At 64.0% G+C, this 26,270-nt stretch carries 36 protein-coding genes and 1 tRNA gene; 4 read left to right on the top strand and 33 right to left on the bottom strand.

The genetic code is table 11. The features are described 5' to 3' along the window. Window positions 1–21: 21 nt before the first annotated feature. From GV027_RS15820 to rpsJ, 25 genes are all read right to left on the bottom strand, one after another. Entirely contained in the window at window positions 22–1,365 is a 1,344-nt protein-coding gene (locus tag GV027_RS15820) for a sensor histidine kinase (protein WP_056674861.1), read from the bottom strand. A gap of 6 nt (window positions 1,366–1,371) precedes the next feature. Continuing rightward, complete coding sequence (locus GV027_RS15815) at window positions 1,372–2,064, bottom strand: winged helix-turn-helix domain-containing protein (protein ID WP_031395241.1); 693 nt, start codon at window positions 2,062–2,064, stop codon at window positions 1,372–1,374. Between the two features lie 210 nt (window positions 2,065–2,274). After that, entirely contained in the window at window positions 2,275–2,925 is a 651-nt protein-coding gene (locus tag GV027_RS15810) for an adenylate kinase (RefSeq protein ID WP_159512428.1), read from the bottom strand. A gap of 51 nt (window positions 2,926–2,976) precedes the next feature. Then, window positions 2,977–4,341: a preprotein translocase subunit SecY gene (gene secY, locus GV027_RS15805; RefSeq protein ID WP_031393745.1), complete on the bottom strand. Its 1,365-nt coding sequence runs from the start codon at window positions 4,339–4,341 to the stop codon at window positions 2,977–2,979. 324 nt (window positions 4,342–4,665) lie between these two features. After that, window positions 4,666–5,208 carry a 50S ribosomal protein L15 gene (gene rplO / locus GV027_RS15800; RefSeq protein ID WP_159512427.1) on the bottom strand — a complete coding sequence of 181 codons (543 nt, stop codon included), beginning with the start codon at window positions 5,206–5,208 and terminating at the stop codon, window positions 4,666–4,668. A gap of 117 nt (window positions 5,209–5,325) precedes the next feature. After that, the gene (gene rpmD / locus GV027_RS15795) at window positions 5,326–5,502 is read right to left on the bottom strand and encodes a 50S ribosomal protein L30 (RefSeq protein ID WP_031393747.1); all 177 of its coding nucleotides are present in this window, start codon (window positions 5,500–5,502) and stop codon (window positions 5,326–5,328) included. Between the two features lie 6 nt (window positions 5,503–5,508). Next, window positions 5,509–6,300, bottom strand: a complete 792-nt coding sequence (rpsE, locus tag GV027_RS15790; RefSeq protein ID WP_043156692.1) for a 30S ribosomal protein S5 — start codon at window positions 6,298–6,300, stop codon at window positions 5,509–5,511. 3 nt (window positions 6,301–6,303) lie between these two features. Continuing rightward, window positions 6,304–6,660, bottom strand: coding sequence for a 50S ribosomal protein L18 (gene rplR, locus GV027_RS15785; RefSeq protein ID WP_031393749.1), 357 nt, complete (start codon window positions 6,658–6,660; stop codon window positions 6,304–6,306). Continuing rightward, window positions 6,660–7,193, bottom strand: a complete 534-nt coding sequence (gene rplF / locus GV027_RS15780) for a 50S ribosomal protein L6 (protein WP_031393750.1) — start codon at window positions 7,191–7,193, stop codon at window positions 6,660–6,662. The genes rplR and rplF overlap by 1 nt, the downstream gene beginning before the upstream one ends. Then, a complete protein-coding gene (gene rpsH, locus GV027_RS15775) occupies window positions 7,193–7,588 on the bottom strand; it encodes a 30S ribosomal protein S8 (protein WP_031393751.1) in 396 nt (131 codons plus the stop codon). Before rpsH ends, rplF begins: the two co-directional genes overlap by 1 nt. Before the next feature lie 10 nt (window positions 7,589–7,598). Beyond that, a complete protein-coding gene (gene rpsN / locus GV027_RS15770) occupies window positions 7,599–7,904 on the bottom strand; it encodes a 30S ribosomal protein S14 (protein ID WP_031393752.1) in 306 nt (101 codons plus the stop codon). A 65-nt stretch (window positions 7,905–7,969) separates the two neighbouring features. Then, complete coding sequence (gene rplE, locus GV027_RS15765; RefSeq protein WP_042466294.1) at window positions 7,970–8,584, bottom strand: 50S ribosomal protein L5; 615 nt, start codon at window positions 8,582–8,584, stop codon at window positions 7,970–7,972. Beyond that, entirely contained in the window at window positions 8,577–8,894 is a 318-nt protein-coding gene (gene rplX, locus GV027_RS15760) for a 50S ribosomal protein L24 (protein ID WP_031393754.1), read from the bottom strand. The genes rplE and rplX overlap by 8 nt, the downstream gene beginning before the upstream one ends. After that, on the bottom strand, window positions 8,894–9,262 hold the full coding sequence (gene rplN, locus GV027_RS15755; protein WP_031393755.1) for a 50S ribosomal protein L14: 369 nt from the start codon (window positions 9,260–9,262) through the stop codon (window positions 8,894–8,896). Before rplN ends, rplX begins: the two co-directional genes overlap by 1 nt. Window positions 9,263–9,426: 164 nt before the next feature. Continuing rightward, entirely contained in the window at window positions 9,427–9,699 is a 273-nt protein-coding gene (gene rpsQ, locus GV027_RS15750; RefSeq protein ID WP_031393756.1) for a 30S ribosomal protein S17, read from the bottom strand. A gap of 10 nt (window positions 9,700–9,709) precedes the next feature. Continuing rightward, window positions 9,710–9,916, bottom strand: coding sequence for a 50S ribosomal protein L29 (gene rpmC, locus GV027_RS15745; protein ID WP_031393757.1), 207 nt, complete (start codon window positions 9,914–9,916; stop codon window positions 9,710–9,712). Window positions 9,917–9,920: 4 nt separating this feature from the next. Continuing rightward, the gene (gene rplP, locus GV027_RS15740; RefSeq protein WP_031393758.1) at window positions 9,921–10,355 is read right to left on the bottom strand and encodes a 50S ribosomal protein L16; all 435 of its coding nucleotides are present in this window, start codon (window positions 10,353–10,355) and stop codon (window positions 9,921–9,923) included. Window positions 10,356–10,370: 15 nt separating this feature from the next. Continuing rightward, window positions 10,371–11,078 carry a 30S ribosomal protein S3 gene (gene rpsC, locus GV027_RS15735; protein ID WP_031393759.1) on the bottom strand — a complete coding sequence of 236 codons (708 nt, stop codon included), beginning with the start codon at window positions 11,076–11,078 and terminating at the stop codon, window positions 10,371–10,373. After that, on the bottom strand, window positions 11,078–11,455 hold the full coding sequence (gene rplV / locus GV027_RS15730; RefSeq protein WP_037529220.1) for a 50S ribosomal protein L22: 378 nt from the start codon (window positions 11,453–11,455) through the stop codon (window positions 11,078–11,080). The genes rpsC and rplV overlap by 1 nt, the downstream gene beginning before the upstream one ends. After that, window positions 11,455–11,730 (bottom strand): 30S ribosomal protein S19, encoded by a 276-nt coding sequence (rpsS, locus tag GV027_RS15725; protein ID WP_031393761.1) that lies wholly within the window; start codon window positions 11,728–11,730, stop codon window positions 11,455–11,457. Before rpsS ends, rplV begins: the two co-directional genes overlap by 1 nt. A 1-nt stretch (window position 11,731) precedes the next feature. Further along, window positions 11,732–12,571, bottom strand: a complete 840-nt coding sequence (gene rplB, locus GV027_RS15720) for a 50S ribosomal protein L2 (RefSeq protein WP_031393762.1) — start codon at window positions 12,569–12,571, stop codon at window positions 11,732–11,734. 4 nt (window positions 12,572–12,575) lie between these two features. Further along, window positions 12,576–12,890 carry a 50S ribosomal protein L23 gene (locus GV027_RS15715; RefSeq protein WP_031393763.1) on the bottom strand — a complete coding sequence of 105 codons (315 nt, stop codon included), beginning with the start codon at window positions 12,888–12,890 and terminating at the stop codon, window positions 12,576–12,578. After that, window positions 12,883–13,509, bottom strand: coding sequence for a 50S ribosomal protein L4 (gene rplD, locus GV027_RS15710; RefSeq protein ID WP_031393764.1), 627 nt, complete (start codon window positions 13,507–13,509; stop codon window positions 12,883–12,885). Before rplD ends, GV027_RS15715 begins: the two co-directional genes overlap by 8 nt. Window positions 13,510–13,511: 2 nt before the next feature. Next, window positions 13,512–14,258: a 50S ribosomal protein L3 gene (gene rplC / locus GV027_RS15705; protein WP_031393765.1), complete on the bottom strand. Its 747-nt coding sequence runs from the start codon at window positions 14,256–14,258 to the stop codon at window positions 13,512–13,514. A gap of 287 nt (window positions 14,259–14,545) precedes the next feature. Continuing rightward, window positions 14,546–14,854 (bottom strand): 30S ribosomal protein S10, encoded by a 309-nt coding sequence (rpsJ, locus tag GV027_RS15700; protein WP_007406109.1) that lies wholly within the window; start codon window positions 14,852–14,854, stop codon window positions 14,546–14,548. Window positions 14,855–15,040: 186 nt separating this feature from the next. On the opposite strand from rpsJ, the gene GV027_RS15695 reads away from it, so the two are divergent. Next, window positions 15,041–15,436 (top strand): endonuclease domain-containing protein, encoded by a 396-nt coding sequence (locus GV027_RS15695; protein WP_268893570.1) that lies wholly within the window; start codon window positions 15,041–15,043, stop codon window positions 15,434–15,436. A gap of 676 nt (window positions 15,437–16,112) precedes the next feature. Here the strand turns inward: GV027_RS15695 and tuf are convergent. The 4 genes from tuf to rpsL all read right to left on the bottom strand — a co-directional run bounded on the left by tuf (window position 16,113) and on the right by rpsL (window position 20,551). After that, a complete protein-coding gene (tuf, locus tag GV027_RS15690) occupies window positions 16,113–17,306 on the bottom strand; it encodes an elongation factor Tu (protein ID WP_031393767.1) in 1,194 nt (397 codons plus the stop codon). Between the two features lie 106 nt (window positions 17,307–17,412). Continuing rightward, complete coding sequence (gene fusA / locus GV027_RS15685) at window positions 17,413–19,509, bottom strand: elongation factor G (protein WP_031393768.1); 2,097 nt, start codon at window positions 19,507–19,509, stop codon at window positions 17,413–17,415. Window positions 19,510–19,632: 123 nt separating this feature from the next. Beyond that, window positions 19,633–20,103 carry a 30S ribosomal protein S7 gene (gene rpsG / locus GV027_RS15680; RefSeq protein WP_031393769.1) on the bottom strand — a complete coding sequence of 157 codons (471 nt, stop codon included), beginning with the start codon at window positions 20,101–20,103 and terminating at the stop codon, window positions 19,633–19,635. A gap of 76 nt (window positions 20,104–20,179) precedes the next feature. After that, window positions 20,180–20,551 (bottom strand): 30S ribosomal protein S12, encoded by a 372-nt coding sequence (gene rpsL, locus GV027_RS15675; RefSeq protein ID WP_010164594.1) that lies wholly within the window; start codon window positions 20,549–20,551, stop codon window positions 20,180–20,182. A 315-nt stretch (window positions 20,552–20,866) separates the two neighbouring features. Between rpsL and GV027_RS15670 the strand changes: the two genes are divergently transcribed. From GV027_RS15670 to nusG, 3 genes are all read left to right on the top strand, one after another. Continuing rightward, window positions 20,867–20,943: transfer RNA gene (locus GV027_RS15670), tRNA-Trp, on the top strand. Window positions 20,944–21,583: 640 nt separating this feature from the next. Beyond that, the gene (gene secE / locus GV027_RS15665) at window positions 21,584–21,781 is read left to right on the top strand and encodes a preprotein translocase subunit SecE (RefSeq protein ID WP_031393770.1); all 198 of its coding nucleotides are present in this window, start codon (window positions 21,584–21,586) and stop codon (window positions 21,779–21,781) included. Window positions 21,782–21,790: 9 nt separating this feature from the next. Then, a complete protein-coding gene (nusG, locus tag GV027_RS15660) occupies window positions 21,791–22,327 on the top strand; it encodes a transcription termination/antitermination protein NusG (RefSeq protein ID WP_159512425.1) in 537 nt (178 codons plus the stop codon). Window positions 22,328–22,395: 68 nt separating this feature from the next. On the opposite strand, the gene GV027_RS15655 is transcribed toward nusG, so the two are convergent. From GV027_RS15655 to GV027_RS15640, 4 genes are read right to left on the bottom strand one after another with little or no spacing between them, the layout of a single operon-like run. Continuing rightward, window positions 22,396–23,322, bottom strand: coding sequence for a glycosyltransferase family 2 protein (locus tag GV027_RS15655; RefSeq protein ID WP_159512424.1), 927 nt, complete (start codon window positions 23,320–23,322; stop codon window positions 22,396–22,398). Beyond that, window positions 23,319–24,227, bottom strand: a complete 909-nt coding sequence (locus GV027_RS15650; protein ID WP_236559255.1) for a polysaccharide pyruvyl transferase family protein — start codon at window positions 24,225–24,227, stop codon at window positions 23,319–23,321. Before GV027_RS15650 ends, GV027_RS15655 begins: the two co-directional genes overlap by 4 nt. Continuing rightward, a complete protein-coding gene (locus tag GV027_RS15645) occupies window positions 24,224–25,297 on the bottom strand; it encodes a glycosyltransferase (RefSeq protein ID WP_159512422.1) in 1,074 nt (357 codons plus the stop codon). The genes GV027_RS15650 and GV027_RS15645 overlap by 4 nt, the downstream gene beginning before the upstream one ends. After that, window positions 25,294–26,214 (bottom strand): glycosyltransferase family 2 protein, encoded by a 921-nt coding sequence (locus GV027_RS15640; RefSeq protein ID WP_159512421.1) that lies wholly within the window; start codon window positions 26,212–26,214, stop codon window positions 25,294–25,296. Before GV027_RS15640 ends, GV027_RS15645 begins: the two co-directional genes overlap by 4 nt. Window positions 26,215–26,270 lie beyond the last annotated feature (56 nt).

Raw genomic sequence — 26,270 nt, 5'->3', positions numbered from 1 at the left:
CAAAGCCATCCCCGCGCGCGGTCAGACCGGCAGGACGATCCGCGCGACGAGGCCGGGCGCATTGTCACCCAGTTCGAACCGCCCGTCATGCAGCCGCGCGACCGCCTCGACCAGCGCCATGCCCAGCCCCGCCCCCGGAGTCGTGCGTGCACTGTCGAGCCGACCGAATCGCTTGAGCGCCTGCGCGCGGTCCGCCACCGCGATCCCCGGCCCGCGATCCTCGACCTGGATCACGACGCCGTCACCGCGCTCGATCAGGCGGAGCGTTACCATGCCACCACTGGCCCCATGCCGCAGCGCGTTGTCGATCATGTTGGTGATCGCCTGGCTCAGCAGTTCGCGGTGCAGCGCCATGGCCGGTGGCCGATCATCGATCGCCACGACGAAGCTCAGGCCCGCATCCTCGGCGACCGGGGCATAGAGCTCACCGATCTCCTCGAGCAGGTTTGCAGGCGACACCTGGATGAACCGGTCGCGCGACACCGATCCCGACCGGCTGATCTCGATCACCATCGTCAGCATCCGCATGACCAGGTCAGTCTCGGTCAGCAGCCCGCCCAGCGCCACTTCACGCGCGTCGGGATCCGCGATCAGCACCGCCTGCTCGGTCTTGGTCCGCAGACGCGCCAGCGGCGAGCGCAGGTCGTGCGCCAGGCTGTCGGTCACGACGCGCAGCTCGGCCATCACCCCCTCGAGCTTGCTGAGCATGACGTTCAGCCGCGCGGCCAGCCGGTCGAACGCGTCACCGCCACCCGCGACCACGGCCACACGGCGTGACAGGTCACCCTCGCCCGCAGCCTCGACGACGCTCGCTATCCCGTCGAGACGCCGCCCGACATAGCGCGCGAGAACGAGTCCCCCAACGATGCCGAGCGCGAGCGAGAGGGTGATGGCGAAGGCCAGCGCGCGCTCCATCGCACGTTCCTCCGCCGCGATCAGATCGAGGTTGCGGCCCGTCAGCAGCCATTGCCGGCCGATCGGATACAGGGCGTACCCCGTCTCGCGCGCGTTCCACAACGCATCGTCGCCAAGCCGGGCAATCCTGAACCGGGTCATCCGCAGCGGCACGGTCAGTCGCGCGGGCGCCACCCCCTGGACGGTCCGTCCGTCCGCGTCGACGAGCGCAAGTACCAGCGAGACGTCGCCGGGGCTGACCGCCTCGCCGATCGCCTGCCGCAATTCAGGAATACCGCCGACCTGCCAGACGGTGCGCAGCGCATCCGACTGTTCGGTGGTCTCGCGCCGGATCGCATCGATCGCATCGGCGCTGGTCTGTTTCCAGACGAAGCCGATCAGCGCGAGGTTGGACACCAGCGACAGCATGATCGCGAGCAGCGCGATCCGCGCGGTGACCGACAGGCGCATCGCGGTTCAGCCCTCCACGGCGAGCCGGTATCCTGCCCCGCGTACCGTATGGAGGATCGGCGTCGGAAACCCGTCCTCGAGCTTGCGCCGCAGACGGCCGATATGAACGTCGACGACGTTGGATCCCGGATCGAAGTGATAGTTCCAGATCTTCTCGAGCATCATCGTCCGCGTCACGACCTGCCCTGCATGCCGGGCGAGGAATTCGAGCAGGTTGAATTCACGCGCACCCAGCGGGATGGTGTGCCCACCGCGCGACACGACGCGTGAAAGCAGGTCGATCTCGAGATCGCCGACCGACAGCTTGGTCTTTTGCGGATCGCTCGCGAGGCGGTCCGACCGGCGCACCAGCGCCTCGACACGCGCCGACAGTTCCGCGAACGAGAAGGGTTTGCACAGATAGTCGTCGGCCCCGGCCTTCAGCCCGTCGACGCGGTGGTCGACCGCCGCGAGCGCGGAGAGGATGAGAACCGGGGTGACGATGCCGGCCGCGCGGACCGCGCTGACCATGGCGAGACCGTCGAGCCCCGGCAGCATCCGGTCGGCGATGATGAGGTCGAAGATGCCCTCGCTGGCGAGAAACAGTCCGTCACGTCCATCGCCACAGGTCTCGACGGCATAACCCGCTTCGGTCAGCCCCTTGGCTAGATAGCTCGCGGTCGAGACATCATCTTCGACAATCAGGATCTTGCGGTTCACGGCGTCATCGCTTTCCCCTGTCCCATAACGGAAAGGCCGGCGGAAATCACTTCCCGCCGGCCCCCACGGTACCCCCGGGAGTGACGGGCACCGATCTCTGGAAACTCGCGCCGCTCTTTCGGGCGACACGCGTCTCTTAGGATCGGGCACTCGACAGGGGGATGACCCGAACATGACAAACCTGTCATGTTCGGGTCGGTGATCGTCTAATCAGCGGTCGTCGAGGATCGCTGCGATCGCGACGCCGACATGGCCGATGTCCGCCATCCCGTCGACGCGGCGCACGAGACCACGCGCATCGTAGATCGGCAGGATCGGCGCGGTCTTGGCGCGATATTCGGCCATCCGCGTCTTGACGGTTTCGGCATTGTCGTCGGGACGGCGCTTGAACTCGGTCGAGCCACACACGTCGCAGACCCCGGCAACCGCCGGCTGCTTGAACCGGTCATGATAGCCCGCGCCGCAGTTGGCACAGGTGTACCGGCCCACGACGCGGTCGATCAGCGCGGCCTCGTCGACACCGAGCTCGATCACGTAGTCGAGCGTGCGACCGCGAGCTGCAAGCAGCCCGTCGAGCGCCTCGGCCTGGGCCGCGGTGCGCGGATAGCCGTCGAAGATCACGCCGTTTGCGGTATCGGGCTTGTCGAGCCGCTCACCGATGATGCCCGACACAATGTCGTCGCTGACCAGGCCGCCGGCGGCCATCACGGCTTTCGCCTGAAGGCCGACGGGTGATTCCGCCGCGACCGCAGCGCGCAGCATGTCGCCGGTCGACAGCTGGACCATGCCGCGTTCGGCCACGAGCGTCGCGGCCTGCGTGCCCTTGCCCGCGCCTGGCGGGCCAAGAAGGATGATATTCACGAAACGCACTCCCCTCGTTCGTGCAGGATTATAAACCGGTAACCCCGCAACTTAGCGAAGTCGACCGCCCTTCAGCTTCGCCTTCTTGATCAGGTCGCCATATTGATGCGCGAGCAGATGGCTCTGGATCTGTGTCACCGTATCCATCGTCACGTTGACGACGATCAGCAGGCTGGTGCCGCCGAGATAGAAGGGGATCGACAGCGCCGTGACCAGATATTCGGGCAGCAGGCAGATGATCGTCAGATAGGCGGCACCGATGACGGTGATGCGCGTCAGAACATAATCGAAGTAGTTCTCGGTGTTCTTGCCCGGACGGATGCCGGGGATGAACCCGCCATGCCGCTTCAGATTGTCCGCCGTCTCTTCGGGGTTGAAGACGATCGCGGTGTAGAAGAACGAGAAGAAGATGATGCCGGCACCGTAGAGCAGCATGTACACGGGGCTGCCGTGCTGCAGATACTGGTTGAGGGTGATGATGAAATCGCCCCACTGTGACTCACCCGCGACGCGCTGTCCGGCGAACTGCGAGATCGTCAGCGGCATCAGCAGCAGCGACGAGGCGAAGATCGGCGGGATGACGCCGGCGGTGTTGATCTTCAGCGGCAGATGGCTGCGATCCGCCTGCATCCCGCGCTGCGTCTGGCGCTTGGGATACTGGATCAGGATGCGACGCTGCGCGCGCTCCATGAAGCAGATGAACAGGACGAGCAGGACGACCGCGACGATGATGCCGATCAGCTTGATCGGATCGAGGCTGCCCGAACGGCCGCCCTCGAGCAGGTTGACCAGCGTCGTCGGCAGATGCGCGACGATGCCCGCCATGATGATCAGCGAGACGCCGTTGCCGATGCCGCGGCTGGTGATCTGCTCACCCAGCCACATCAGGAACATCGTCCCGCCAATCAGCGAGATGACCGCCGCGATACGGAAGGTCATGCCCGGCTCGATCACCGCGGCGATGCCCTGGTTCGCGCCGAGCGTCTCGAGCCCGACGGCAATGAAATAGCCCTGCACCGCGGTCAGGCCGACGGTGCCGTAGCGGGTATACTGGTTGAGGCGCTTGCGGCCCGATTCGCCGTCCTTCTTGATCGCGGCGAGCGTGGGGCTCAGCGAGGTCGCGAGCTGCACCACGATCGAGGCGGTGATGTAGGGCATCACGCCGAGCGCGATCAGCGACATGCGGCTGAGCGAGCCACCCGAGAAGGTGTTGAAGAAGTCGAGCACGCCGCCCTGCGTCTGCTGCGACAACAGCCCCAGCGCGGTCGGGTCGACACCCGGCAACGGGACATAGCTGAGCAGGCGGAAGACGATCAGGGCGCCGATCGTGAACCACAACCGCTTCTTGAGATCGGTCGCCTTGGCGAATTTGGACAGGCTGACGCTTTGCGCCATCTGGTCGGCTGCGGATGCCATACGTGTGATCGTCCTGGAAACAAAGAAGGCGGGAAGCGTTGTGACCGCCCCCGCCGCTCATATAGGCGCAGGAGCGCGCTTGTCTAATGCCTAGGTGCGTTATGCGAGCCCGAGGGGCGCTCGGTCGCCCCCTGCCCCGTTCGTCCTGAGCGAAGTCGAAGGACGTTGCCCCAGGTGACGTACCCTTCGACTACGCTCAGGGCGAACGAAGGAGAGGGTGGTCCCGAAAAACGGGCGGGTCGGAAGCGGGCGACAGGTAGCCGCCAGGTCAGGCAAATAAAAAGGGGGCCGGCGCTCTCGCACCCGCCCCCTTTCTTGTTCGGCTCAGGCCTTGAACGACGCCTTGTGCGCCGCACGCTCCTTGTACTTCACGCCCTTCTTGGCGGCAGCCTTCTCGGCTGCGGGGACGAAGTGGATCACTTCGACCTTGCCGCCGATCCTCTCGACCGCCTCGATCGCGCCCTTCGACGCGCCGTCGACGGTGAACGAGAGGACCGTGGTCAACTCGCCCTTGGCGAGGAGGCGGACGCCGTCCTTGCCGCCGCGTGCCAGGCCAGCGGCCTTGAGCGCGTTGTGGTCGAGCGTGGCGTTCGCCTCGATCTTGCCGGCATCGACCGCGAGCTGGATCGCGCCGAGGTTGACCTCTGCGAAGTCCTTGCGGAAGATGTTGTTGAAGCCGCGCTTAGGCAGACGCATGTGGAGCGGCATCTGGCCGCCTTCGAAGCCGGCGATGGACACGCCCTCACGGCTCTTCTGGCCCTTCTGGCCGCGGCCGCCGGTCTTGCCCTTGCCCGAGCCGATGCCGCGTCCGACGCGCATCTTGGACTTACGGGCACCTTCGTTATCTCGGAGTTCGTTGAGCTTCATGGTAATGCACTCGCTTTCGCTTGTTACGCGCTGGTTGAAAAACCGGGGTTGGATTCTGGAATAAGAAAGGGGGCCGTTAGCCCCCTTTCCCGTATTTGTCACGTGGGTCGTGAAGGCTCAGCCTTCGACCGACACCATGTGCTGCACCTTGCGGATCATGCCGCGGACCTCTGGGCTGTCTTCCAGCTCGCGGGTCTTGTGCATCTTGTTCAGGCCGAGACCGACCAGCGTTGCGCGCTGGTCCTTCTCGCGGCGGATCGGCGAACCGGTCTGCGTGATCTTGATGGTAGCCATGATCGCTTACTCCGTGATCGCAGCTGCATCGGCCTCGGCGGTCTTCGAACCACCATGGCCGAGCAGGTCGGCGATCTTCTTGCCGCGACGCTGTGCGACGGCCTTGGGCGAGGTCTGCTCGCCAAGGGCTTCGAACGTTGCGCGGATCATGTTGTAGGGGTTCGACGTGCCGACCGACTTGGTCACGACGTCTGCGACACCCAGCGACTCGAAGACGGCGCGCATCGGGCCACCGGCGATGATGCCCGTACCCTGAGGCGCCGACCGCAGCGTGACCTTACCGGCACCGAAGTGACCGTTGCCGTCATGATGCAGCGTGCGACCGTCCTTAAGCGGAACGCGAACCATCTTCTTCTTGGCAGCTGCCGTCGCCTTCGAGATGGCTTCCGGCACTTCGCGTGCCTTGCCATGGCCGAAGCCTGCACGGCCCTTGCCGTCGCCGACGACGACAAGTGCTGCAAAGCCGAAGCGCTTACCGCCCTTGACCGTCTTCGAGACGCGGTTGATGTGCACCAGCTTCTCGATCAGCTCTTCGCCGCCATCGTCCGAACCCGGACGACCGCCACGATTGTCACGACCGCCACGACCGCCATCGCGACCACCACGGTTGCCACCGGGGCCACCGCCGCGATTGCCGCCGGGGCCACCACGACCGCCACCGCCGCCGCCACCGGGACGACCACGGCCACCGCCGCTGTTGCCCTGGTACCCGGTGCTCTGGGGCACGTTCTGAGCCGTGACGTCCTGTGCGGTCGTCTCGGGTGCGATTACCGCTGGCGTGTTGTTTTCGTCAGCCATGTCTTAGAACTCCAATCCGGCTTCGCGCGCGGCATCGGCAAGAGCCTTCACGCGACCGTGGTAGAGGAAGCCGCCGCGATCGAACACGACCTGGGTCACGCCCGCCGCCTTGGCAGCCTCGGCGACGCGCTTGCCGACCGAGGTCGCCGCGTCGATGTTGGCGCCGGACGTGCCGCGCACGTCCTTCTCCAGCGTCGAGGCCGAAGCGACCGTCGTGCCGGCGGCATCGTCAATCACCTGGGCATAGATGTGCTTGCCCGAGCGATGCACGGACAGGCGCGGACGGGTGCCGGCGCGTGCGCGCAGCGCGGTACGGTTGCGGCGACGCCGCTTGGCGAAAAGAGAAAGTCCCTTGGTCATTACTTCTTCTTCCCTTCCTTGCGGAAGATGAACTCGCCGTCGTACTTGATGCCCTTGCCCTTGTACGGCTCGGGCTTGCGCCACTGACGAATCTCCGCGGCCAGCTGGCCAACCATCTGCTTGTCCGAACCCGAGATCTCGATCGTCGTGTTGTCCGGCGTCTTCACCTCGATGCCCTCGGGCACGTCGATGTTGACGTCATGGCTGTAGCCAAGCTGCAGCTTGAGGTTGCGACCCTGGGCTGCGGCACGATAGCCGACGCCGCTGATCAGCAGCTTCTTGGTGAAGCCTTCCGACACACCGGTGACCAGGTTCTGCACCATGGTCCGCTGCATGCCCCAGAACGCGCGGGCGCGCTTCGTGTCGTTGGCCGGCTGCACCGAAATGCCGCCGTCTTCGATCGTGTAGCTGATCTCGTCACGCAGCGGCATCTTCAGGGTTCCCTTGGGGCCCTTCATCGTCAGCTGCTTACCCTCGATCGTCGGCGTGATGCCCGCCGGTACGGTGACCGGCTTCTTACCAATACGGCTCATCAGAACACCTCCGCGAGGACTTCGCCGCCGACGTTCTGCTCACGTGCTTCGGAATCCGAAAGCACGCCGCGGGGCGTCGAGACGATGGTGATGCCGAGGCCGTTACGGACGCGGGGAAGTTCCTGCGAGCCGGAATAGACGCGACGGCCGGGCTTCGAGACGCGCGCGACATGCTTGATCGCAGGCTGGCCCTCGAAATACTTCAGCTCGATGCGAAGGCCGGCCGCGGGGCCCATTTGCTCTTCGCTATAGCCACGGATATAGCCTTCACGCTGCAGAACGTCGAGCACGCGGACGCGCAGCTTCGACGCCGGAGTCAGGACGGAGTCCTTCTTCGCGCGCTGGCCATTACGGATACGGGTGAGCAAATCACCCAGGGGATCGGTCACTGCCATGATGTAGTCCTTACCAGCTCGACTTCGTGACGCCGGGGATCAGGCCCTTGTTGGCCAGATCGCGCAGCTGAATACGGCAGAGCCGGAACTTGCGGTAATAGGCGCGCGGGCGACCGGTCAGCTCGCACCGGTTACGGATACGGGTCGGGTTCGCGTTGCGCGGGATTGCCGCCATCTTGAGGCGAGCGATCAGACGCTCACCATCGTCGAGCGTCTTGTCCGCTGCGATCGCCTTCAGTGCCGCGTACTTCGGGGCATACTGCTTGACCATGCGCTTGCGGCGCTCGTTCTTGTTGACTGAACTCAGTTTCGCCATCGACTTAAGTTCTTTCTTTCCTGAAGCGCCGCCCGTGACACGAGGTCAGGGGCGGCGGTTGGTAGTTAAGCTGCCTTCTTCTCGTCGGCAGCGTCGTCTTCGATCGGGAACGGGAAGCCGAAGAGACGGAGAAGCTCGCGAGCCTCGTCGTCGGTCTTGGCGGTCGTCGTCACGATCACATCCATGCCGCGGACCTTGTCGACCCGGTCATAGCTGATTTCTGGGAACACGATCTGCTCCTTGATACCGCAGGCATAGTTGCCACGGCCATCGAAGCTCTTCGGATTGAGACCGCGGAAATCGCGGACGCGGGGAAGAGCGATCGTGATGAAACGGTCGAGAAACTCGTACATGCGCTCGCGGCGAAGGGTAACCTTCACGCCGATCGGCATGCCCTCACGCAGCTTGAACTGCGCGATCGACTTCTTGGCCTTCGTCACGACGGGCTTCTGGCCGGCGATCAGCTCCATTTCCTGGGCTGCCTGGTCGACCTTCTTCTTGTCCTGCGTCGCTTCGCCGACACCCATGTTCAGCACGATCTTGTCGATCCGGGGGATCTCCATGACGTTCTTGTAGCCGAACTTCTCGGTCATCGCCTTGATGATCGTCTCATCATACATCTTCCGCATGCGCGGCGTGTAGGCGGCCTCGGTGCCAGCGGCGGTGTTCTGATCAACCATTGATCTTCTCCCCGGTCTTGACGGCCACGCGGACCTTCTTGCCATCCTGCTCCTCGAAGCGGACGCGGGTCGGCTTGCCGTCTGCGGTCACGTGAGCGACCTTCGAGACGTGCATCGGTGCTTCCTTGCGAACCAGGCCACCCTGCGGGTCACCCTGGGTCGGCTTGGTGTGGCGCACCGCGATGTTCACGCCCGAGACGACGACCTTGTCGGTCTTCGGCATCGACATCGTGACTTCGCCGGTCTTGCCCTTGTCCTTGCCGGACAGGATGATGACCTTGTCACCCTTCTTGATACGCTGGCTCGCCATTACAGCACCTCCGGCGCAAGGCTGATGATCTTCATGTGCTTCTTGCCACGCAGCTCGCGAACGACTGGGCCGAAGATACGGGTGCCGATCGGCTCCTCGTTCTTGTTGACCAGCACCGCGGCGTTGCCGTCGAAGCGGATGACTGTACCGTCTGCACGGCGGATATCCTTGGCGGTACGAACGATCACCGCGCGGTGAACGTCGCCCTTCTTCACGCGGCCCCGTGGCTGCGCTTCCTTGATGCTGACGACGATGATGTCGCCAACGCCTGCAACACGACGCTTGGAACCCCCAAGCACCTTGATGCACTGCACCCGCTTCGCGCCGCTGTTGTCAGCGACGTCGAGATTGGACTGCATCTGGATCATGGATCCGTATCCCTTCTCTGTCTCTGGGGTCGATACCGACCGAACCCCGCCTAAAAAATCACCCCGCCGCGGACGAATCCGCAACGGGGAGGAGCGGCCGCTTAGCCGTTCCTGGCTACGAAAACAAGAGCGCAGGGAGTTGCCCCCCTGCCCTCATGTTTGATTCAGCCCTCGGCCGAAGCCCGCTCCGGCGTCGCGTGGGTGTTGACCCGCTCGATCACCTTCCAGGTCTTCAGCTTGGAGATCGGTGCGGTCTCTTCGATCCGCACGGTCTCGCCCTGCTTGAACTCGTTGCTCTCGTCATGAGCATGATACTTCTTCGAGCGACGGATGATCTTCCCGTAGAGCGGGTGCTTCACCTTACGCTCGACGTTCACGACCACCGTCTTGTCGCCCTTGTCGGACACGACCAGACCGGTCAGCACGCGCTTCGGCATGATGTGTTCCTTACTTCGCGGCGTCAGCGCTGGTGCGCTGAGCCTGCAGGGTCTTGATGCGAGCGATGTCGCGGCGGACCTCACGAACGCGGCTCGGCTTTTCGAGCTGGTTCGTGGCGGCCTGGAAGCGCAGGTTGAACTGCTCGCGCTTCAGTTCGCCAAGCGACTCCGACAGCTGGTCGTCGCTCTTGGCCTTCATGTCGTCGATACGAGCCATGATCTTACTCGCCTCCCAGATGCGAGGTGTCGCCCAGGCGGGCAACGACCTTTACCTTGATCGGCAGCTTCATGGCCGCCCGCTCGAATGCCTCGGCGGCGATCTTGCCGTCGACGCCGTCGAGCTCGAACAGGATCCGACCCGGCTTGACGCGAGCGGCCCAATATTCCGGCGCGCCCTTGCCCTTACCCATGCGGACTTCGGCTGGCTTTCCCGAGACCGGAAGGTCTGGGAAAATGCGGATCCACAAACGCCCCTGGCGCTTCATGTGGCGCGTGATCGCGCGGCGAGCCGCCTCGATCTGACGTGCGGTGATCCGGTCGGGCTCCATGGCCTTCAGGCCGTAGGAGCCGAAATTGAGCGAGAAGCCACTCTTGGCGTCGCCCGAAATCTTGCCCTTGAAGGCCTTCCGGAACTTGGTCTTTTTTGGTTGCAGCATGTCTGTTCCTGCCCCTTAGCGACGATCGTCGCGCTGCGGCCGCACGCCGGAGGTCTGAGCCTCCATCATGATGCGGTCGTACGACGTCGGATCGTTGCCGAGAATCTCGCCCTTGAAGACCCAGACCTTCACGCCGCAAACGCCATAAGACGTGTGCGCCGTAGCCTCGGCATAATCGATGTTCGCGCGCAGCGTGTGCAACGGAACCCGACCTTCACGATAGCTCTCCGACCGTGCGATCTCGGCGCCGCCAAGACGGCCGCCGCAGTTCACGCGGATGCCTTCGGCACCGAGACGCATCGCCGACTGAACCGCACGCTTCATGGCGCGACGGAAGGCGATACGACGCTCGAGCTGATCGGCGATGCCCTGCGCGACGAGACGCGCATCGACTTCCGGCTTGCGGATCTCGACGATGTTCAGCGACACGGTCGACGACGTCATCTTGCCGATCGTCGAACGCAGCTTCTCGATGTCCGCACCCTTCTTGCCGATGATCACGCCGGGGCGTGCAGCGAAGATGGAGATGCGGGCCAGCTTGGCCGGACGCTCGATCACAACCTTGGAGATCGCAGCCTGCGGCAGCGTCTTCATGATATATGCGCGGATCTTGAGATCCTCGAGCAGGAGCCGACCATAGTCGGCGCCTTCGGCGTACCAGCGGCTATCCCAGGTACGGTTGATCTGCAGACGCAGACCGATGGGGTTGCTCTTCTGACCCATTATGCTTCTTCCTGCTCGCGCACGACGATGCGCAGACGGCTGAATGGCTTGAGGATGCGGGTCGACTTGCCGCGGCCGCGGGTCGCGAAGCGCTTCATCGTGATCGACTTGCCAACCGATGCCTCGGCGACGACCAGCGAGTCGACGTCGAGGTTGTGGTTGTTCTCCGCATTGGCGATGGCCGAGGCCAGCACCTTGCGGGCTTCGATCGCCATGCCCTTGGTCGAGAAGGCGAGGATGTTCATCGCATCGCCGACCTTCTTGCCACGAATGAGCGCAGCCACGAGGCCGAGCTTCTGCGCGGAACCGCGGATCTGCGTACCGACCGAAAGCGCCTCGTTGTCCGCGACCTTGCGCGGGCTGACTTGCTTAGACATCAGCGCTTGCCCTTCTTGTCGGCGGAGTGGCCGGGGAAGTAGCGCGTGGGCGCGAACTCGCCCAGCTTCATCCCGACCATGTCCTCGTTGACCGAGACCGGCACGAACTTGCGGCCGTTATAGACGTTGAACGTGAGGCCCACGAACGACGGCAGGATCGTCGAGCGACGCGACCAGGTCTTGATCGGCGAACGCGCGTTGGTGTCCTGGGCGGTTTCTGCCTTCTTGAGCAGATGAAGGTCCACGAACGGACCCTTCCAGACTGAACGAGCCATGTTAGCCCTTCCTCTTCGTCGAATGACGCGACCGGATGATCATCTTGTCGGTCGATTTGTTGTGACGCGTGCGCGCACCCTTCGTCGGCTTGCCCCAAGGCGTGACCGGATGACGGCCACCCGAGGTGCGGCCTTCACCACCGCCGTGCGGATGGTCGACCGGGTTCTTGGCGACGCCGCGCGTCAGCGGACGAATACCAAGCCAGCGCGAACGCCCTGCCTTGCCCAGGTTCTGGTTCTGGTTGTCGGGGTTCGAAACCGCGCCAACCGTCGCCATGCAATCGCTGCGGATGTAGCGCTGCTCGCCCGAATTCAGGCGGACCATCACCATGCCCTTATCGCGACCGACAACCTGCACATACGTGCCGGCCGAACGGGCGATCTGACCACCCTTCATCGGCTTCATCTCCACGTTGTGGACGATGGTGCCGACCGGCATCTGACCGAGTTCCATGGCATTGCCTGGCTTCACGTCGGTCTTCTTGGCCGCGAGGACCTTGTCGCCAACGGCCAGACGCTGCGGCGCCAGGATGTAGGCGAGTTCCTCGTCCGGGTACTTGACCAGGGCGATGAACGCGGTGCGGTTGGGATCATACTCGATCCGCTCGACCGTACCCTCGACGTCCCACTTGCGACGCTTGAAGTCGATGTAGCGGTACTTCTGCTTGTGACCACCGGCGATGCCGCGCGAGGTCACATGACCCTTATTGTTACGGCCGCCGGTCTTGTGCTTGCCTTCGGTCAGCGCCTTGACGGGCTTGCCCTTCCAGAGCGACGACTTGTCGACCAGGATGAGACCGCGGCGTGCCGGCGATGTCGGATTATAATGCTTGAGTGCCATGGCCTCAGATCCCCGTCGTCACGTCGATGGACTGACCGTCCTTCAACGTCACGATTGCCTTTTTCATGTCGGAGCGCGAGTAGTTCGTGCCCTTCCACTTCTTGGTCTTGCCCTTCTGGACGAGCGTGTTCACGCCGACGACGTTCACGTCGAACAGTGCCTCTACGGCCGCCTTGATCTCGGGCTTCGTGGCGTCGTTGGACACCTTGAACACCACCGCGTTGTGCTCCGACAGGGTCGTCGTCTTCTCGGTGATGTGCGGGGCGAGGATAACGTCGTAATGACGATTATCGATGCCCGCCTTCTGCTTCTTAGCCATGGAAGCGCGCCTCCAGCTTTTCGACAGCGGCGCGCGTCAGCACCAGCGTGTCATGCTTCAGGATGTCGTAAACGTTCGCGCCAGCTGCCGGCATCACGTTCACTTCGTACAGGTTGCCCGCAGCGAATGCGAAGCTGGTGTCGACCATGTCGCCGTCGATGACGAGCGCACGCTTGCCGAAGCCGAGCTTGGCGAGATCGCCCTGCAGCGTCTTGGTCTTGCCACCCTCGACAGCCAGGCTGTCCATGATGACCAGCGAACCCGCCTTGGCGTGGCTGCTGAGCGCCATGCGCAGACCGAGCGCGCGAACCTTCTTGTTCAGCGACGGGTTGAAGTCACGGACGCGAGCGCCGTGTGCCTTACCACCACCGATGAACACGGGCGCGCGGCGATCGCCGTGACGTGCCGTACCGCCGCCCTTCTGGCGACCGAACTTCTTGCCGGTGCGAGCGACGTCTGCGCGCTCACGGGTGCCACGAGCCGTCTCGCGACGCTTCTCGAGCTGCCAGGTGACCACACGGTGCAGGATGTCGGCGCGCGGATCGAGACCGAAGATCTCGTCGTTGAGCTCGATGTCCGCGCCCTCGGTGCCGGCGAAAGATGAAAGCTTGATCTTCACGCTCAGCCCTCCTGGCCGTCGGCTGCAGGTGCGTCGGTCGTTTCGGCCGGCGTGTCTGCTGCGGTGTTGCTGTTGACGGTCTTGAGACCGGCGGGGAACGGTGCGTCGGCGTGGCGCGCGACCTTCACCGAGTCCTTGACGAAGAGCCAGCCGCCCTTGGAGCCAGGAACCGAACCCTTGACGAACAGGAGACCACGCTCGACGTCCGTCGATACGATCTCGAGGTTCTGCTGGGTGCGATACTTGTCGCCCATGTGGCCGGCCATCTTCTTGTTCTTGAAGACCTTGCCCGGATCCTGGCGCTGACCGGTCGAACCGAGCGAACGGTGCGAGACCGACACGCCGTGGGTTGCCCGCAGACCGCCGAAGCCCCAACGCTTCATGCCGCCCTGGAAGCCCTTACCCTGGGTCTTGCCCTGGATATCGACGATCTGGCCTGCGACATAATGGTCGGCCGAGATCTCGGCGCCAACGTCGAGCAGGCCGTCTGCGTTCACACGGAACTCATGGACGACAGCCTTGGGCTCCACTTCGGCCTTGCCGAAATGGCCGCGCTGCGGCTTTGCGACATTCTTCGACTTGGCAACGCCTGCACCAAGCTGGACGGCCGTGTAGCCGTCACGATCCATTTCGCGAACGGAAATGACCTGATTGCCTTCGAGTGCCAGAACGGTGACCGGCACGTGCCGACCATCTTCCTGGAACAGGCGGGTCATCCCCATTTTCTTCGCGATCACGCCAGTACGCATGATCTTGTCCCTTCCTAGACAGAGGCCCCGTCGGACTATTCCTCGGGGGCTTGCGGACCATGTCCGGAGCAAGCTCCATGATGCATCCACCTGACCCCATCCACGGCAAAAGCCCTGAATGGAGTCGGATCAACCCGGTAAATACGAAACGCGCCCCGTCCCGGGCTGGTGCTCCTGCGAATGCGAGAGCGTGACGGGGGACGCTGCCCCGTCGGTTTGCACCGACGGCGGTATCCCAATGTCGAACGGCGCGGGACCGTTACCGGTCGACCGCGCCGCGCTCGCCCTTAGGCGAGCTTGATCTCGACGTCAACGCCAGCGGCGAGGTCCAGCTTCATCAGCGCATCGACCGTCTGCGGCGTCGGCTGGACGATATCCAGCATACGCTTGTACGTGCGCACCTCGAACTGCTCGCGCGACTTCTTGTCGATGTGCGGGCCGCGGTTCACGGTGAATTTTTCGATGCGCGTCGGAAGGGGAATCGGACCGCGGATGAGCGCGCCGGTGCGGCGTGCGGTGTCGGCGATGTCGCCAGTGGCCTGATCGAGCACACGGTGATCGAACGCCTTCAGACGAATGCGGATATTGCTGTCCATAGTCCCTACCGATGCGAAAGAGCGGGCCCGTTTCCGGGCTCTTGCTGGTTGATGTTTAAACCGAAGGCGGGCCATTACGGGAGAGTCGGGTGAAATGCAACCGGCGGTTGTGGGTTTTCCGGATCGATCTGTCGAACGCCATGCTACCCATCGATCCTCCCCTCCAGAGGAGGTGGCACGCGAAGCGTGACGGAGGGGGAGGAAAGTGATGTAGCTCGAAGGATCCCTGACCGGCCGCAGCAACGCAAGCGGCTACGGAAACAGATGACCCCGCCCGAGATAGCATTGTGGCTGGCGTTACGAGGTAACGAGGCAGGACTCCGCTTCAGACGAGAACATGCTGCAGGGCAGTATGTGTTGGACTTTTACTGCGCCGCAGCCCAACTTGCGATCGAAGTCGACGGCGAAGCCCACAATCACGGCAACCGCCCCGAACGAGATGCAACGCGAGACGCCTGGCTAATCGCCCAAGACATCCGCGTCCTCCGCTACCCAGCCCGCGAAATGCTGGCCAATCTCGACGACGTCGTCCGCCAGATCACGTCCGTCGCACTGCAACGCCGGACCACCATCGAGAGCTGATCGCCCCCTCCCCCTCCGACGCCTCAGGCGCCACCTCCCCCTAGCGGGGGAGGATTTGCACGGAAGGCAGGTCTACAAGCCAGTGTAGGCAATATCGCCAGTCGCCCAAATCACACGACCAGCGGGATCCTGCTTCCAATACACGGTCCCAAACGCCGCTTGATAAGTCGCAACTCCGTTCGACCGCCGCTGCCGAAACTCAGCCCAGCTTACGGTTTTGTCGAATGAGCAACCGTCGTGAATGATGAACCCTTGCCGCAAGAGGGTGGTCCTAAGTTTCGAAGCTGGCGATCCGGCTGGATAGTCAGCCCGAAGCCGCTCGACGATTTCAGGCGAGTGGGATGCAGTTTCAGTCGGAGAGCCGTGATCATTACCGCCTTCGCATAGCGAGTTGCTCCCTCCTGTCGTCGTGGCGCCGATAAGGATCTCGGGCAGCTCCTCCACAGCCTGTCCGCACCCGCTAAGAGCAAGGCAGGCAGCGATGAGCGGAAGAGGGTTTTGAAATGCCATACGCTTGTTTTGCCCGGTATCACGAATGTCCGCTAGCGGGCGGCCGCCGAGGACGCTGATCGATTTGATCGACACACTTCCCGAACGCCACTTTCCCAAACACAAAAAGCCCGGCCTCTCTCGCGAGAAGCCGGGCTCTTCGATCATCTCCCGAAGGAGAGGATGCTTACTTGTCGATCTGGCTGACGACGCCTGCACCGACGGTACGGCCGCCTTCGCGGATCGTGAAGCGCTGGCCCACGTCCATGGCGATCGGTGCGATCAGCTTGATGCCGAGCGACACGTTGTCGCCTGGCATGACCATCTCGGTACCCTCAGGCAGCTCGACGGTGCCGGTCACGTCCGTCGTACGGAAGTAGAACTGCGGGCGGTAGTTGGCGAAGAACGGCGTGTGACGGCCACCCTCTTCCTTCGACAGCACGTACACTTCCGAGTTGAAGTCGGTGTGCGGCTTGATCGTGCCTGGCTTGCAGAGCACCTGGCCACGCTCGACTTCGTCGCGAGCGACGCCGCGGATCAGCGCGCCGACGTTATCGCCAGCCTGGCCCTGGTCGAGCAGCTTGCGGAACATCTCGACGCCCGTGACCGTGGTCTTGCGAACGGTCGGGTGGATACCGACGATCTCGACTTCCTCGCCAACCTTGACGATGCCGGTCTCGACGCGGCCGGTGACGACCGTACCACGACCCGAGATCGAGAACACGTCCTCGATCGGCATCATGAACGGCTTGTCGAGCGGACGCTCGGGCTGCGGGATGTAGTCGTCGACAGCCTGCATCAGCTCGGTGACGGCGTCGGCGCCGAGCTTCTGGTTCGAACCCGACAGCGCGCAGGTTGCCGAACCCTTGATGACGGGGATGTCGTCGCCCGGGAAGTCGTACGAGCTGAGCAGCTCGCGGATTTCCATCTCGACCAGCTCGAGGATTTCCTCGTCGTCGACCAGATCGACCTTGTTCATGAACACGACCATGGCAGGCACGCCGACCTGGCGTGCGAGCAGGATGTGCTCACGGGTCTGCGGCATCGGGCCATCGGTCGCCGAAACGACGAGGATCGCGCCGTCCATCTGGGCTGCGCCGGTGATCATGTTCTTCACATAATCGGCGTGGCCCGGGCAATCGACGTGCGCGTAGTGACGGTTGGCCGTCTCGTACTCGACGTGTGCGGTCGAGATCGTGATGCCGCGCTCGCGCTCCTCGGGAGCCTTGTCGATGTTTGCGAAGTCGACAGCGGTACCGCCGGTCGTCTCGGCGAGAACCTTCGTGATCGCAGCGGTGAGCGACGTCTTGCCATGATCGACGTGACCGATGGTGCCGATGTTGAGATGCGGCTTGTTCCGCTCAAATTTTGCCTTGGCCATTGTTTCCTACCTTCTGATTCGTATTCCGGTGCCACACCGGGAACCGCGCGAACGCGGCCCCATAGCGGCTGTTAAAGCCTGACGCTAGCCCTACCCCCTTAAAGGGTTAGGCCAGTTTCGCCTTCACCTCGTCAGCGACGTTCTGCGGCACTTCATCATAATGCGAGAACTGCATCGAGTATTGCGCGCGGCCCTGCGTGAACGAGCGGAGCGAGTTCACATAGCCGAACATGTTGGCCAGTGGCACCATCGCCTCGACCGTCTGCGCGTTGCCGCGGCTGTCGGTGCCCTGGATCTGGCCACGACGGCTGTTCATGTCGCCGATGACGTCGCCCAGATAGTCCTCCGGGGTGACGACCTCAACCTTCATGACCGGCTCGAGCAGCGTGATGCCCGACTTCTGCGCGACTTCGCGCATTGCGCCACGTGCACAGATTTCGAACGCCAGAGCCGACGAGTCGACGTCGTGATACGCGCCGTCATACAGCACGATCTCGAAATCGATGATCGGGAAGCCGACCAGCGAACCCGACGCGGCGGTCTCGCGGAAGCCCTTCTCGATCGCGGGCAGATATTCCTTCGGAATGTTGCCGCCCTTGATCTCGTCCTTGAACGTGATGCCCGAACCGCGCTCGCCCGGCGTGACCTTGACCTTCACGCGACCGAACTGGCCGGTGCCGCCCGACTGCTTCTTGTGCGTGTAGTCGACGTCGACCGGCTTCTTCAGATATTCGCGATACGCGACCTGAGGAGCACCGACATTGGCCTCGACCTTGAACTCACGCTTCATGCGGTCGACCAGGATCTCGAGATGGAGCTCGCCCATGCCCTTGATGATGGTCTGGCCCGACTCGGGGTCCGACGACACGCGGAACGACGGATCCTCGCGTGCGAGACGATTGAGCGCGACGCCCATCTTCTCCTGATCGGCCTTGGTCTTCGGCTCCACCGACAGCTCGATCACGGGCTCGGGGAATTCCATCCGCTCGAGGATGATCGGTGCGTTCATCGCGCAGAGCGTGTCGCCCGTGGTCGTGTCCTTGAGGCCTGCGAGAGCGACGATGTCGCCCGCGAACGCTTCCTGGATGTCCTCACGGCTGTTCGCATGCATGAGCAGCATGCGGCCGACCTTTTCCTTCTTGTCCTTGACCGAGTTGGTGACCTGCGATGCGGTCTCCAGCTTGCCCGAATAGATGCGGGCGAAGGTCAGCGTGCCGACGAACGGATCGTTCATGATCTTGAACGCCAGTGCCGAGAACGGAACCTCGTCCGACGAAGGACGCTCGTCCGGCGTCACGCCGTCGAGCTTCAGACCCTGAATCGCGGGAACGTCGAGCGGCGACGGCAGATAGTCGACCACGGCGTCGAGCAGGGGCTGGACGCCCTTGTTCTTGAACGCCGAACCGCAGACCACGGGGACGAACGCCATGCTGAGCGTACCCTTGCGGATCAGCTTCTTGAGGTCGGCGACGCTGGGCTCGTTACCCTCAAGATAGGCTTCCATCAGAGCATCGTCCTGCTCGACAGCCATCTCGATCAGGTCGCTGCGATACTTCGCGGCCTTGTCGGCCATGTCCGCCGGGATGTCCTGATATTCGAACTTCGCGCCCAGGCTCTCTTCGAGCCAGATGATCGCGCGGTTCTCGACGAGGTCGACCAGGCCCTTGAAGCCGCCTTCCATGCCGATCGGCAGGTACAGGACCGCCGGGCGCGCACCGAGACGCTCGATGATCGAGTCGACGCAGAAGTAGAAGTCGGCACCGGTGCGGTCGAGCTTGTTGACGAAGCACATGCGCGGCACGCCGTACTTGTCGGCCTGACGCCACACGGTCTCGGACTGCGGCTCGACACCGGCAACGCCGTCGAAGCACGCGACCGCGCCGTCGAGGACGCGCAGCGAACGCTCGACTTCGATCGTGAAATCGACGTGGCCCGGGGTGTCGATGATGTTGATAAGGTGCTCTTCACCCTTACCTTCTTCGGCGCGCCACTTGCAGGTGGTTGCAGCCGACGTGATCGTGATCCCGCGCTCCTGCTCCTGCTCCATCCAGTCCATCGTCGCGGTGCCTTCATGCACTTCGCCGATCTTGTAGGACTTGCCGGTGTAATAGAGGATGCGCTCGGTCGTCGTCGTCTTGCCGGCGTCGATGTGCGCCATGATGCCGATGTTGCGGTAACGGTCGAGCGGATGGCTGCGGGCCATGATCGTGCTTCCTTAAGGATATGGGGAGCCGAACGTGCCGGCTCCCCAATATATAGGTGTTTGCGTTACGGGCGAAAGACCGCCCGTGACACGGTTACCAATGCTAGGCTTCGAAGCCCGCTGTTACCAGCGGTAGTGCGAGAATGCACGGTTGGCTTCTGCCATCCGGTGCGTGTCTTCGCGCTTCTTGACCGCGTTGCCGCGGTTGTTGGCCGCGTCCATCAGCTCGCCCGACAGCCGTGCGGCCATCGTGTTCTCGCTGCGCGAACGTGCCGCACCGATCAGCCAGCGGATCGCCAGCGCCTGTGCACGCTCGGGACGCACTTCGACGGGAACCTGGTAGGTTGCACCACCGACGCGACGCGAACGGACTTCGATGCCCGGCTTCACGTTGTTCAGCGCATCATGAAAAACGCCGATCGGGTCGCGCTTGGCGCGGCTCTCGACGGTTTCGAATGCACCGTACACGATCAGCTCTGCGACGGACTTCTTGCCGTCCAGCATGACGCTGTTCATGAACTTCGACAGAACCTCATCCCCGAACTTGGGATCAGGCAGGATGACCCGCTTTTCGGGACGACGACGACGTGCCATTTTATATTCCTTCTAAACTTCAGCCTGTGTGATCAAACATACCAGTGCCGACTTGCGTCGGTTGGCATTGATCGGCTTACTTCGGACGCTTGGCGCCGTACTTGGAACGCGACTGACGGCGGTCCTTCACACCCTGTGTATCGAGCACGCCGCGCAGGACGTGATAGCGAACACCGGGAAGATCGCGGACACGACCGCCACGGATCAGGACAACCGAATGCTCCTGAAGATTGTGGCCCTCGCCCGGGATGTAGCTGATGACTTCGCGCTGGTTGGTCAGGCGAACCTTGGCCACCTTGCGCAGAGCCGAGTTCGGCTTCTTCGGGGTCGTCGTGTAGACGCGGGTGCAAACGCCGCGCTTCTGCGGGTTGGCTTCCATCGCAGGGACCTTCGACTTGGCCTTCTGCGGATCGCGGCCCTTGCGGACCAGCTGGTTGATCGTCGGCATTGAAGCCTTCACCTTTCAAATGGTTACTTTGCTGGAGCCATTGAGGCGCCTGAGAATACAAAAAGGACCCTAGGAAGCGCAAAACGCTCCTCAGGCCCTGGAATGCATCCAGCAATGTTCAAGCATGCCCGGCGGGAAAGACTCCCGAAGAACAGGGCGCGCCTATAGGTCAGGAGTCAGCTGCGGTCAACACGGGGATCACCCCACCCTGCCCTGAACCCGACGCCAGATTGGTTGCACGTTCGACAATCGTACGTCGGGCATGAACAGGCGCTTGCCCTGCCGCGGACATGGCGCTAGAGCCCGCCACCGCACAGGAGTGTAGCTCAGTTGGTTAGAGCGTCGGTCTCCAAAACCGAAGGCCCTCGGTTCGAATCCGAGCACTCCTGCCAGATCTTCTCACATCGTCGTCGATATGCATCTCTGACCATGGGGTCAGGGATCAGTAAAGTCGCGTCAATCGCGATTGCACAAAACGCATTTCACAATGCAATTTGCGCAGTTGTGAAATTCGCTGCTGCGATGCACAAAGACTGTGCCTTTCAGGCATCCTCTCCTAAAACTTTTACGGCCGGTCTTTGACCGGCCTTTTTTTTGGTCTGTGCGCTGATATACCGATGTCGGTCCGTCACGCCGGCAAACATAACAGAAACGCAGGAGAGGCGCCGCCGGCAAGACCGGCACCGGTTGACGGCCGGCGGGGGAGAGGGCGCAAACGCCCGCCCCCGCGCCTTCCGGTCCCGCCTCCCACGCATCCCCTTATGCTTTCAATCATGCGCGAAAGGCTGGTGCAGGGCGCCTCATGCGCTGCCGAGTCGGGTCATAACGGGGCCGCCCGGCGGGCGCTGCCGCCCCACCCCTTGCGTTCCGTTGGCGCGGAAGCTATCTGCGCCGCCATCCGACAGCGAGACGGACGCATGCCCGACCCCTTTGACGGGGCCCTATTGACGGGGCGACCCTTCACAGGGAGCGGGTTATGGGTCTATGCCTCGCTTCTTTTCATGTCTCCATCAGGCGGGTTCGAACAGCACCGTGGCTAAAACGTCCCCACTCGAATTCATCCGGCAGGTCCGCACCGAAACCTCCAAGGTTACGTGGCCGACGCGTCGCGAGACGATCATGACCGGGGTGATGGTCGTCATCATGACGACGATCCTCGCGCTCTTCTTCTTCGGCGTCGACTCGATCCTTCAGGCGATCGTCACCGCCCTTCTGAAACTCGCTCAATAAGGTCCGCACATGGCGCGCTGGTACATCATTCACGCCTATTCGGGCTTCGAGGGCAAGGTCCGCGACTCGATCATGGCAGAGGCGACCCGTATGGGTCTCGAACAGCTCGTCGAGCAGATCGAAGTCCCCACCGAGACGATCACCGAGGCCCGCCGCGGCAAGAAGATCGCGGTCGAGCGCAAGTTCATGCCGGGCTATGTTCTCGCCAAGCTGAACATGAACGACGACGTCTATCACCTCGTCAAGAACACCCCCAAGGTGACCGGCTTCCTCGGCAGCATGGGCAAGCCGCAGGCGATCAGCGAGGCTGAGGCCACGCGGATGCTCAACAGCGAGGAAGAGGCCGCGGCCGCTCCCAAGCAGAAGGTCAAGGTCGACTACGAGATCGGCGATCAGGTCAAGGTGCTCGACGGTCCGTTCGCGAGCTTCAACGGTCTGGTCGAGGAACTCGATTTCGACCGCAGCCGCGTCAAGGTGTCGGTGTCGATCTTCGGACGCGCCACGCCGGTCGAGCTCGAGTTCGAGCAGGTCGAACGCTCGAAGTAATCACCGCCTGAGCCTGCGGGCTCGGTCTGGACAATCGATCATGGGCCTGATGCTGCGACGCCGCGGCATCAGGCCTTTTCGTGTGCGTTTGAAAGCCGTACCCGCGCCGTAAGCCCGTGCCCGGCATAAGCGAAGAAGCCGCGCAGCATGTGGCGCAGGCGGAAGCTGTGGAAGCGCCGGATATAGGGAAAGGGCCGTGTCCCAGCGCGGATCTCGCGGAGCGCGTCGCCAAGGTCGCGGCGGATCGCACCCAGGATTCGCCGGTCGGTCAGGATATGCTTGGCGTAGAGCGCGCCGTCGCCATAGCCATAGCCCGCGAGCAGCGCGATCACCTGGTCGGGCCGGCAGCGCCCGTGGTGATGCTCAACTACAAAATACGGGTCATAGGCCACGACCACCCCGGCCGCGATCGCGCGGAACAGGAAATCGGTATCCTCCGCCGCCACGAACCGCGCGCCCGCGCCGAACCGCGTATCGAACGGCCCCGTCCGCGCGATGACGTCGTGCGTGAAGGCAAGGTTCGCGCCCATCACGAACCCGCCGGGAAACGCGCCCGGCACCGGCTCCATCGGATGATCCTCTAGCTTCAGCGTCACCGGCAGGTCCGCGGCATCGCCCGGCAGGATCCGCCCGCCCACGATCGTCGGCGTCGCGACCCCGGCGAACCGGCGGACCAGCGCGAGCAGATAACCCGGCTTGAGCACGCAGTCGTCGTCGGTCATCGCGACGATCCGCCCGCGGACATGCGCCAGCCCCAGATTGCGCGCCCGCGCCAGCCCCGCGCGCGGCTCGGCCAGCAGCATCACGGGAAACGCCTGCTCCGCCTGCCAGGCTGCCAGACGCGCCGCGGTATCGTCGCGGGACCCGTTGTCGACGACGATCATCTCGACCGCCACGTCCCCCGCGACGCCGACCGCGCGCGTCACCGAGTCGAGCGTGCGCGACAGCGACGCCCCCCGGTCGCGCGTGCAGATCAGCACACTGACGTCGATCATTCGCGCAGCAGCAGCGGCGACGGCGCGGTCCAGGCGGCGATATAGGCGGACAGCTTGCCATAATCATTGTCGAGCGCGACGTGCGGGGTGCCCAGCAGCAGCGCGAGGATATGCGCGTGCAGCCGGTCGGTGACGACCTGCCGCCCGCGCGACAGCAGCGTCAGCCCGCGCGCGACCCGCGCACCGGCCAGCCGCTCATAGTGCGCAGCACGCGGCATCCCCGCCTCCCATAGGGGCAGCACGCCATCCTCGAGCCAGTCGAGCACCACCGCCCCCTCGGGCACCGGCCCGCGATCCCCCGCCACGCGCTCGTCATCGGTCCGCATCAGCATCAGCAGATCGCAATCTGCCGGCCCACGCGCCTGCGCCCCCAGCGCGAACGCGGAATCAGGCGCGAGCGCGACCGTGCAGGACAACCGCTGTGCGAGGTCGAGGCTCTGCGCATCGCGGACATAAAGGTGGAAATCGGGGTGCGCGGCGACGCAGGCGGCGAAGCGGTCGAGCCCCTCGCCAGCGCGGAAATGGATCGACTGCGGCAGCTGGACGATCGTCCGGTCGCGAAACTCCGCCAGCATAGCCTCGCGGAAATGCTGATGATGCGGCCAGATATCGCCCAGATTGCCGCCACCGTGCAGGAAGACGACGCCCGCCGGACTGTCGCGGCGAAACGCGTCCGCGTCGAACGCGTCCCAGGTACAGACATGATCGGGATCGCGCCCGGTGATCGCGCGGAGCATGGCGATCTCGCCCAGCCAGATCGCGCTGTCGCCGACATTGGCGTGATCGGGAAAGTCGAGCAGCGCATAGCGGTCGCCGTGCCCGACATGCTGCCGGTACAGCGCCGCCAGCGCCTCCTGCTGCGCCGCGATGACGTCATCGCCCCGTATCCGTGCAGATACCGTCACGCGACCATCTCCGCCTTGGCCGCGCATACCTCGGCATAGAGTGTCTCGCACCGGTCAAGCCAGCGGTCGCGCGTGAACAGCCGTTCGACCCGAGCGCGCGGCACATCGCGCGGAATCGCCATCGCCGCAGGGATCGCCGCCGCCAGCCCCGCGACGTCGCCCGGCCCAGCGAGACACCCCGCCTCGCCCACGACCTCGCGCGACGCGCCCATGTCGAACGCGGCGACTGGCAGGCCGCACGCCATCGCCTCCGCCGCGACCAGCCCGAACGGCTCGTCCCAGCACGGCGTGAACAGGAACACCGACGCCTGCCCGAGCGCCGACGCCAGCGCCGTGCCGTCCAGATGTCCGCCATACCGAACGTCGGGTCCCAGATGCGGCGCGACCTCGGCCGCCCAATAATCCGGGTCCTCGATCTGTCCGTAGAGCGTGATCGCCACGCCCGCGCGCTGCGCCGCCTGCACCGCCAGATGCGGCCCCTTGTTCGGCGTCATCCGTCCCGACCAGATCGCGCTGCCGTCCCCTGCGGGCGAGAACCCCCACGCCGCGGGGTCGATGCCGTTGTGCAGCACCGATGCCTCGGCGGGCGCACCGTCGGGCCACCAGGCGCGCAGCTGTGCTTGCGACGTCACCGTCAGCCGGTGCGTCGGTGACGGGCTCGCCTTCACGAACCAGTGCAGCGCGTCATAGGGCGGCACGTGGAGCGAGGTGACGGTTGGCACGATCGCGGTCCGCTGCGGCTCGATCGGGAAGCGGCTCAGGCTGTTGTTGTGCACCACGTCGAACCCACCCGCCGCGATCCTCTCGCACGCCGCGATATAGCCCTGGTCGACATGCGCGATCAGCGGCGCCGACCCGCGATGCTCGGCCCAGGGAAACACGCGCTCGTAATGCTGGGGCAGCACCGGATCGATTGCGAAACGCGGATCGCTGTCGCCGCTCGCGAACAGCACGACGTCATGACCGCGTGCCTGCAGCCCTTCCGCCAGATACCAGCTGTGCGATTCCATCCCGCCCATGAACGGCTGCGCGATCCGCTGGCGGACGTGCGAGAGCAAAGCGATCCTCACGCCGCCGCAGCACTCGCAGCGACACGTTCTTCCAGCAGGCGGATGACGCTTGCGGTATTGGCATAGGGCTGGTGGCTCTGCTGTCCGGTCAGCGCGAGATCCGCGTCATCGGGGCGGCGCAGCACGCGGATCGGCTGGCCGGGCCGGTCGTCGATCAGCCCCATCAGCCGGAACGCGTGCAGCCAGTGCCCCATAGTCCGATAGCCCCAGCGCGCCTCGAACAGCTCGGCATTGCGGATCACACTGTCGAGATGATGGACCGGCGGCATGTGGTGCGGGTGATATTGATGATGCGCCAGCCCGCCCTTGATCCACGCGATCGGCACGCCCGCGGTGTCGAGCACCTTGCCGAAGTCGGTATCCTCGCCGCCATAGCCGTTATAGCCCTCGTGGAACCCGCCGACCGCGAGGAAGGTCGCGCGCCGCATCGCGAAGTTGAGCGACCAGAAACAGCGATAGTCGTTGCACGCCTCGATTCCCTCGGCCGGTGGTCCGCGCCGGTCCGAATGCCGCACCGCGACGTCCGCGAAATCCTCGCTGCGCCAGTCCCCCTTCGTCGCGCCGCCCGGCAGGTACATCACCTCGCCCATCAGCAACCCGTCATAGGTTGCAAGGTGCCCGGCATAGTCCGCGACCAGGCCCGGCGCCGGGATACAGTCCATGTCGAGGAAGATCAGCCCCTCCCCCGTCGCAGTCCGCGCCGCCAGGTTGCGCGCGGCGGCCAGCGGCAACGCCTCGCCCGCGATCATCAGCTGGCGAACCGGAAAATCCGTCTCGGGCAGGACATAGGGCTCGTCCTGCATCACCGCGACGATCAGTTCGCGCGGCGGGGTCGTCTGTCGCGTGAGCCCCAAAACCAGATTGTAGAGATGCTCGGCCCGCCCCTTGGCCAGCGTGACGATCGAGATAGCGGACATGGGTAGGGCTCCAATGGGATCTGGGAACAGGACGGAACAGGGTAACGACGGGGGCA

It is taken from the genome of Sphingomonas sp. T1, assembly GCF_902506585.1.
Taxonomy (GTDB): domain Bacteria; phylum Pseudomonadota; class Alphaproteobacteria; order Sphingomonadales; family Sphingomonadaceae; genus Sphingomonas; species Sphingomonas aerolata.
Note: the sequence above shows the minus strand (reverse complement) of the source record. Positions and strands in the feature narration are given on the sequence as shown.

Coding starts and splice junctions, on each gene's coding strand:
- GV027_RS15820 (WP_056674861.1), bottom strand. CDS start 1,365: ATGCGCCTGTCGGTCACCGCGCGGATCGCGCTGCTCGCGATCATGCTG.
- secY (WP_031393745.1), bottom strand. CDS start 4,341: ATGGCATCCGCAGCCGACCAGATGGCGCAAAGCGTCAGCCTGTCCAAA.
- rplO (WP_159512427.1), bottom strand. CDS start 5,208: ATGAAGCTCAACGAACTCCGAGATAACGAAGGTGCCCGTAAGTCCAAG.
- rpmD (WP_031393747.1), bottom strand. CDS start 5,502: ATGGCTACCATCAAGATCACGCAGACCGGTTCGCCGATCCGCCGCGAG.
- rpsE (WP_043156692.1), bottom strand. CDS start 6,300: ATGGCTGACGAAAACAACACGCCAGCGGTAATCGCACCCGAGACGACC.
- rplR (WP_031393749.1), bottom strand. CDS start 6,660: ATGACCAAGGGACTTTCTCTTTTCGCCAAGCGGCGTCGCCGCAACCGT.
- rplF (WP_031393750.1), bottom strand. CDS start 7,193: ATGAGCCGTATTGGTAAGAAGCCGGTCACCGTACCGGCGGGCATCACG.
- rpsH (WP_031393751.1), bottom strand. CDS start 7,588: ATGGCAGTGACCGATCCCCTGGGTGATTTGCTCACCCGTATCCGTAAT.
- rpsN (WP_031393752.1), bottom strand. CDS start 7,904: ATGGCGAAACTGAGTTCAGTCAACAAGAACGAGCGCCGCAAGCGCATG.
- rplE (WP_042466294.1), bottom strand. CDS start 8,584: ATGGTTGATCAGAACACCGCCGCTGGCACCGAGGCCGCCTACACGCCG.
- rplX (WP_031393754.1), bottom strand. CDS start 8,894: ATGGCGAGCCAGCGTATCAAGAAGGGTGACAAGGTCATCATCCTGTCC.
- rplN (WP_031393755.1), bottom strand. CDS start 9,262: ATGATCCAGATGCAGTCCAATCTCGACGTCGCTGACAACAGCGGCGCG.
- rpsQ (WP_031393756.1), bottom strand. CDS start 9,699: ATGCCGAAGCGCGTGCTGACCGGTCTGGTCGTGTCCGACAAGGGCGAC.
- rpmC (WP_031393757.1), bottom strand. CDS start 9,916: ATGGCTCGTATCGACGACATGAAGGCCAAGAGCGACGACCAGCTGTCG.
- rplP (WP_031393758.1), bottom strand. CDS start 10,355: ATGCTGCAACCAAAAAAGACCAAGTTCCGGAAGGCCTTCAAGGGCAAG.
- rpsC (WP_031393759.1), bottom strand. CDS start 11,078: ATGGGTCAGAAGAGCAACCCCATCGGTCTGCGTCTGCAGATCAACCGT.
- rplV (WP_037529220.1), bottom strand. CDS start 11,455: ATGTCTAAGCAAGTCAGCCCGCGCAAGGTCGCGGACAACGAGGCGCTT.
- rpsS (WP_031393761.1), bottom strand. CDS start 11,730: ATGGCTCGTTCAGTCTGGAAGGGTCCGTTCGTGGACCTTCATCTGCTC.
- rplB (WP_031393762.1), bottom strand. CDS start 12,571: ATGGCACTCAAGCATTATAATCCGACATCGCCGGCACGCCGCGGTCTC.
- GV027_RS15715 (WP_031393763.1), bottom strand. CDS start 12,890: ATGGCTAAGAAGCAGAAGGCGGGCATCGATAATCGTCATTACGACGTT.
- rplC (WP_031393765.1), bottom strand. CDS start 14,258: ATGCGTACTGGCGTGATCGCGAAGAAAATGGGGATGACCCGCCTGTTC.
- rpsJ (WP_007406109.1), bottom strand. CDS start 14,854: ATGGACAGCAATATCCGCATTCGTCTGAAGGCGTTCGATCACCGTGTG.
- tuf (WP_031393767.1), bottom strand. CDS start 17,306: ATGGCCAAGGCAAAATTTGAGCGGAACAAGCCGCATCTCAACATCGGC.
- fusA (WP_031393768.1), bottom strand. CDS start 19,509: ATGGCCCGCAGCCATCCGCTCGACCGTTACCGCAACATCGGCATCATG.
- rpsG (WP_031393769.1), bottom strand. CDS start 20,103: ATGGCACGTCGTCGTCGTCCCGAAAAGCGGGTCATCCTGCCTGATCCC.
- rpsL (WP_010164594.1), bottom strand. CDS start 20,551: ATGCCGACGATCAACCAGCTGGTCCGCAAGGGCCGCGATCCGCAGAAG.
- nusG (WP_159512425.1), top strand. CDS start 21,791: ATGGCGCGCTGGTACATCATTCACGCCTATTCGGGCTTCGAGGGCAAG.
- GV027_RS15655 (WP_159512424.1), bottom strand. CDS start 23,322: ATGATCGACGTCAGTGTGCTGATCTGCACGCGCGACCGGGGGGCGTCG.
- GV027_RS15640 (WP_159512421.1), bottom strand. CDS start 26,214: ATGTCCGCTATCTCGATCGTCACGCTGGCCAAGGGGCGGGCCGAGCAT.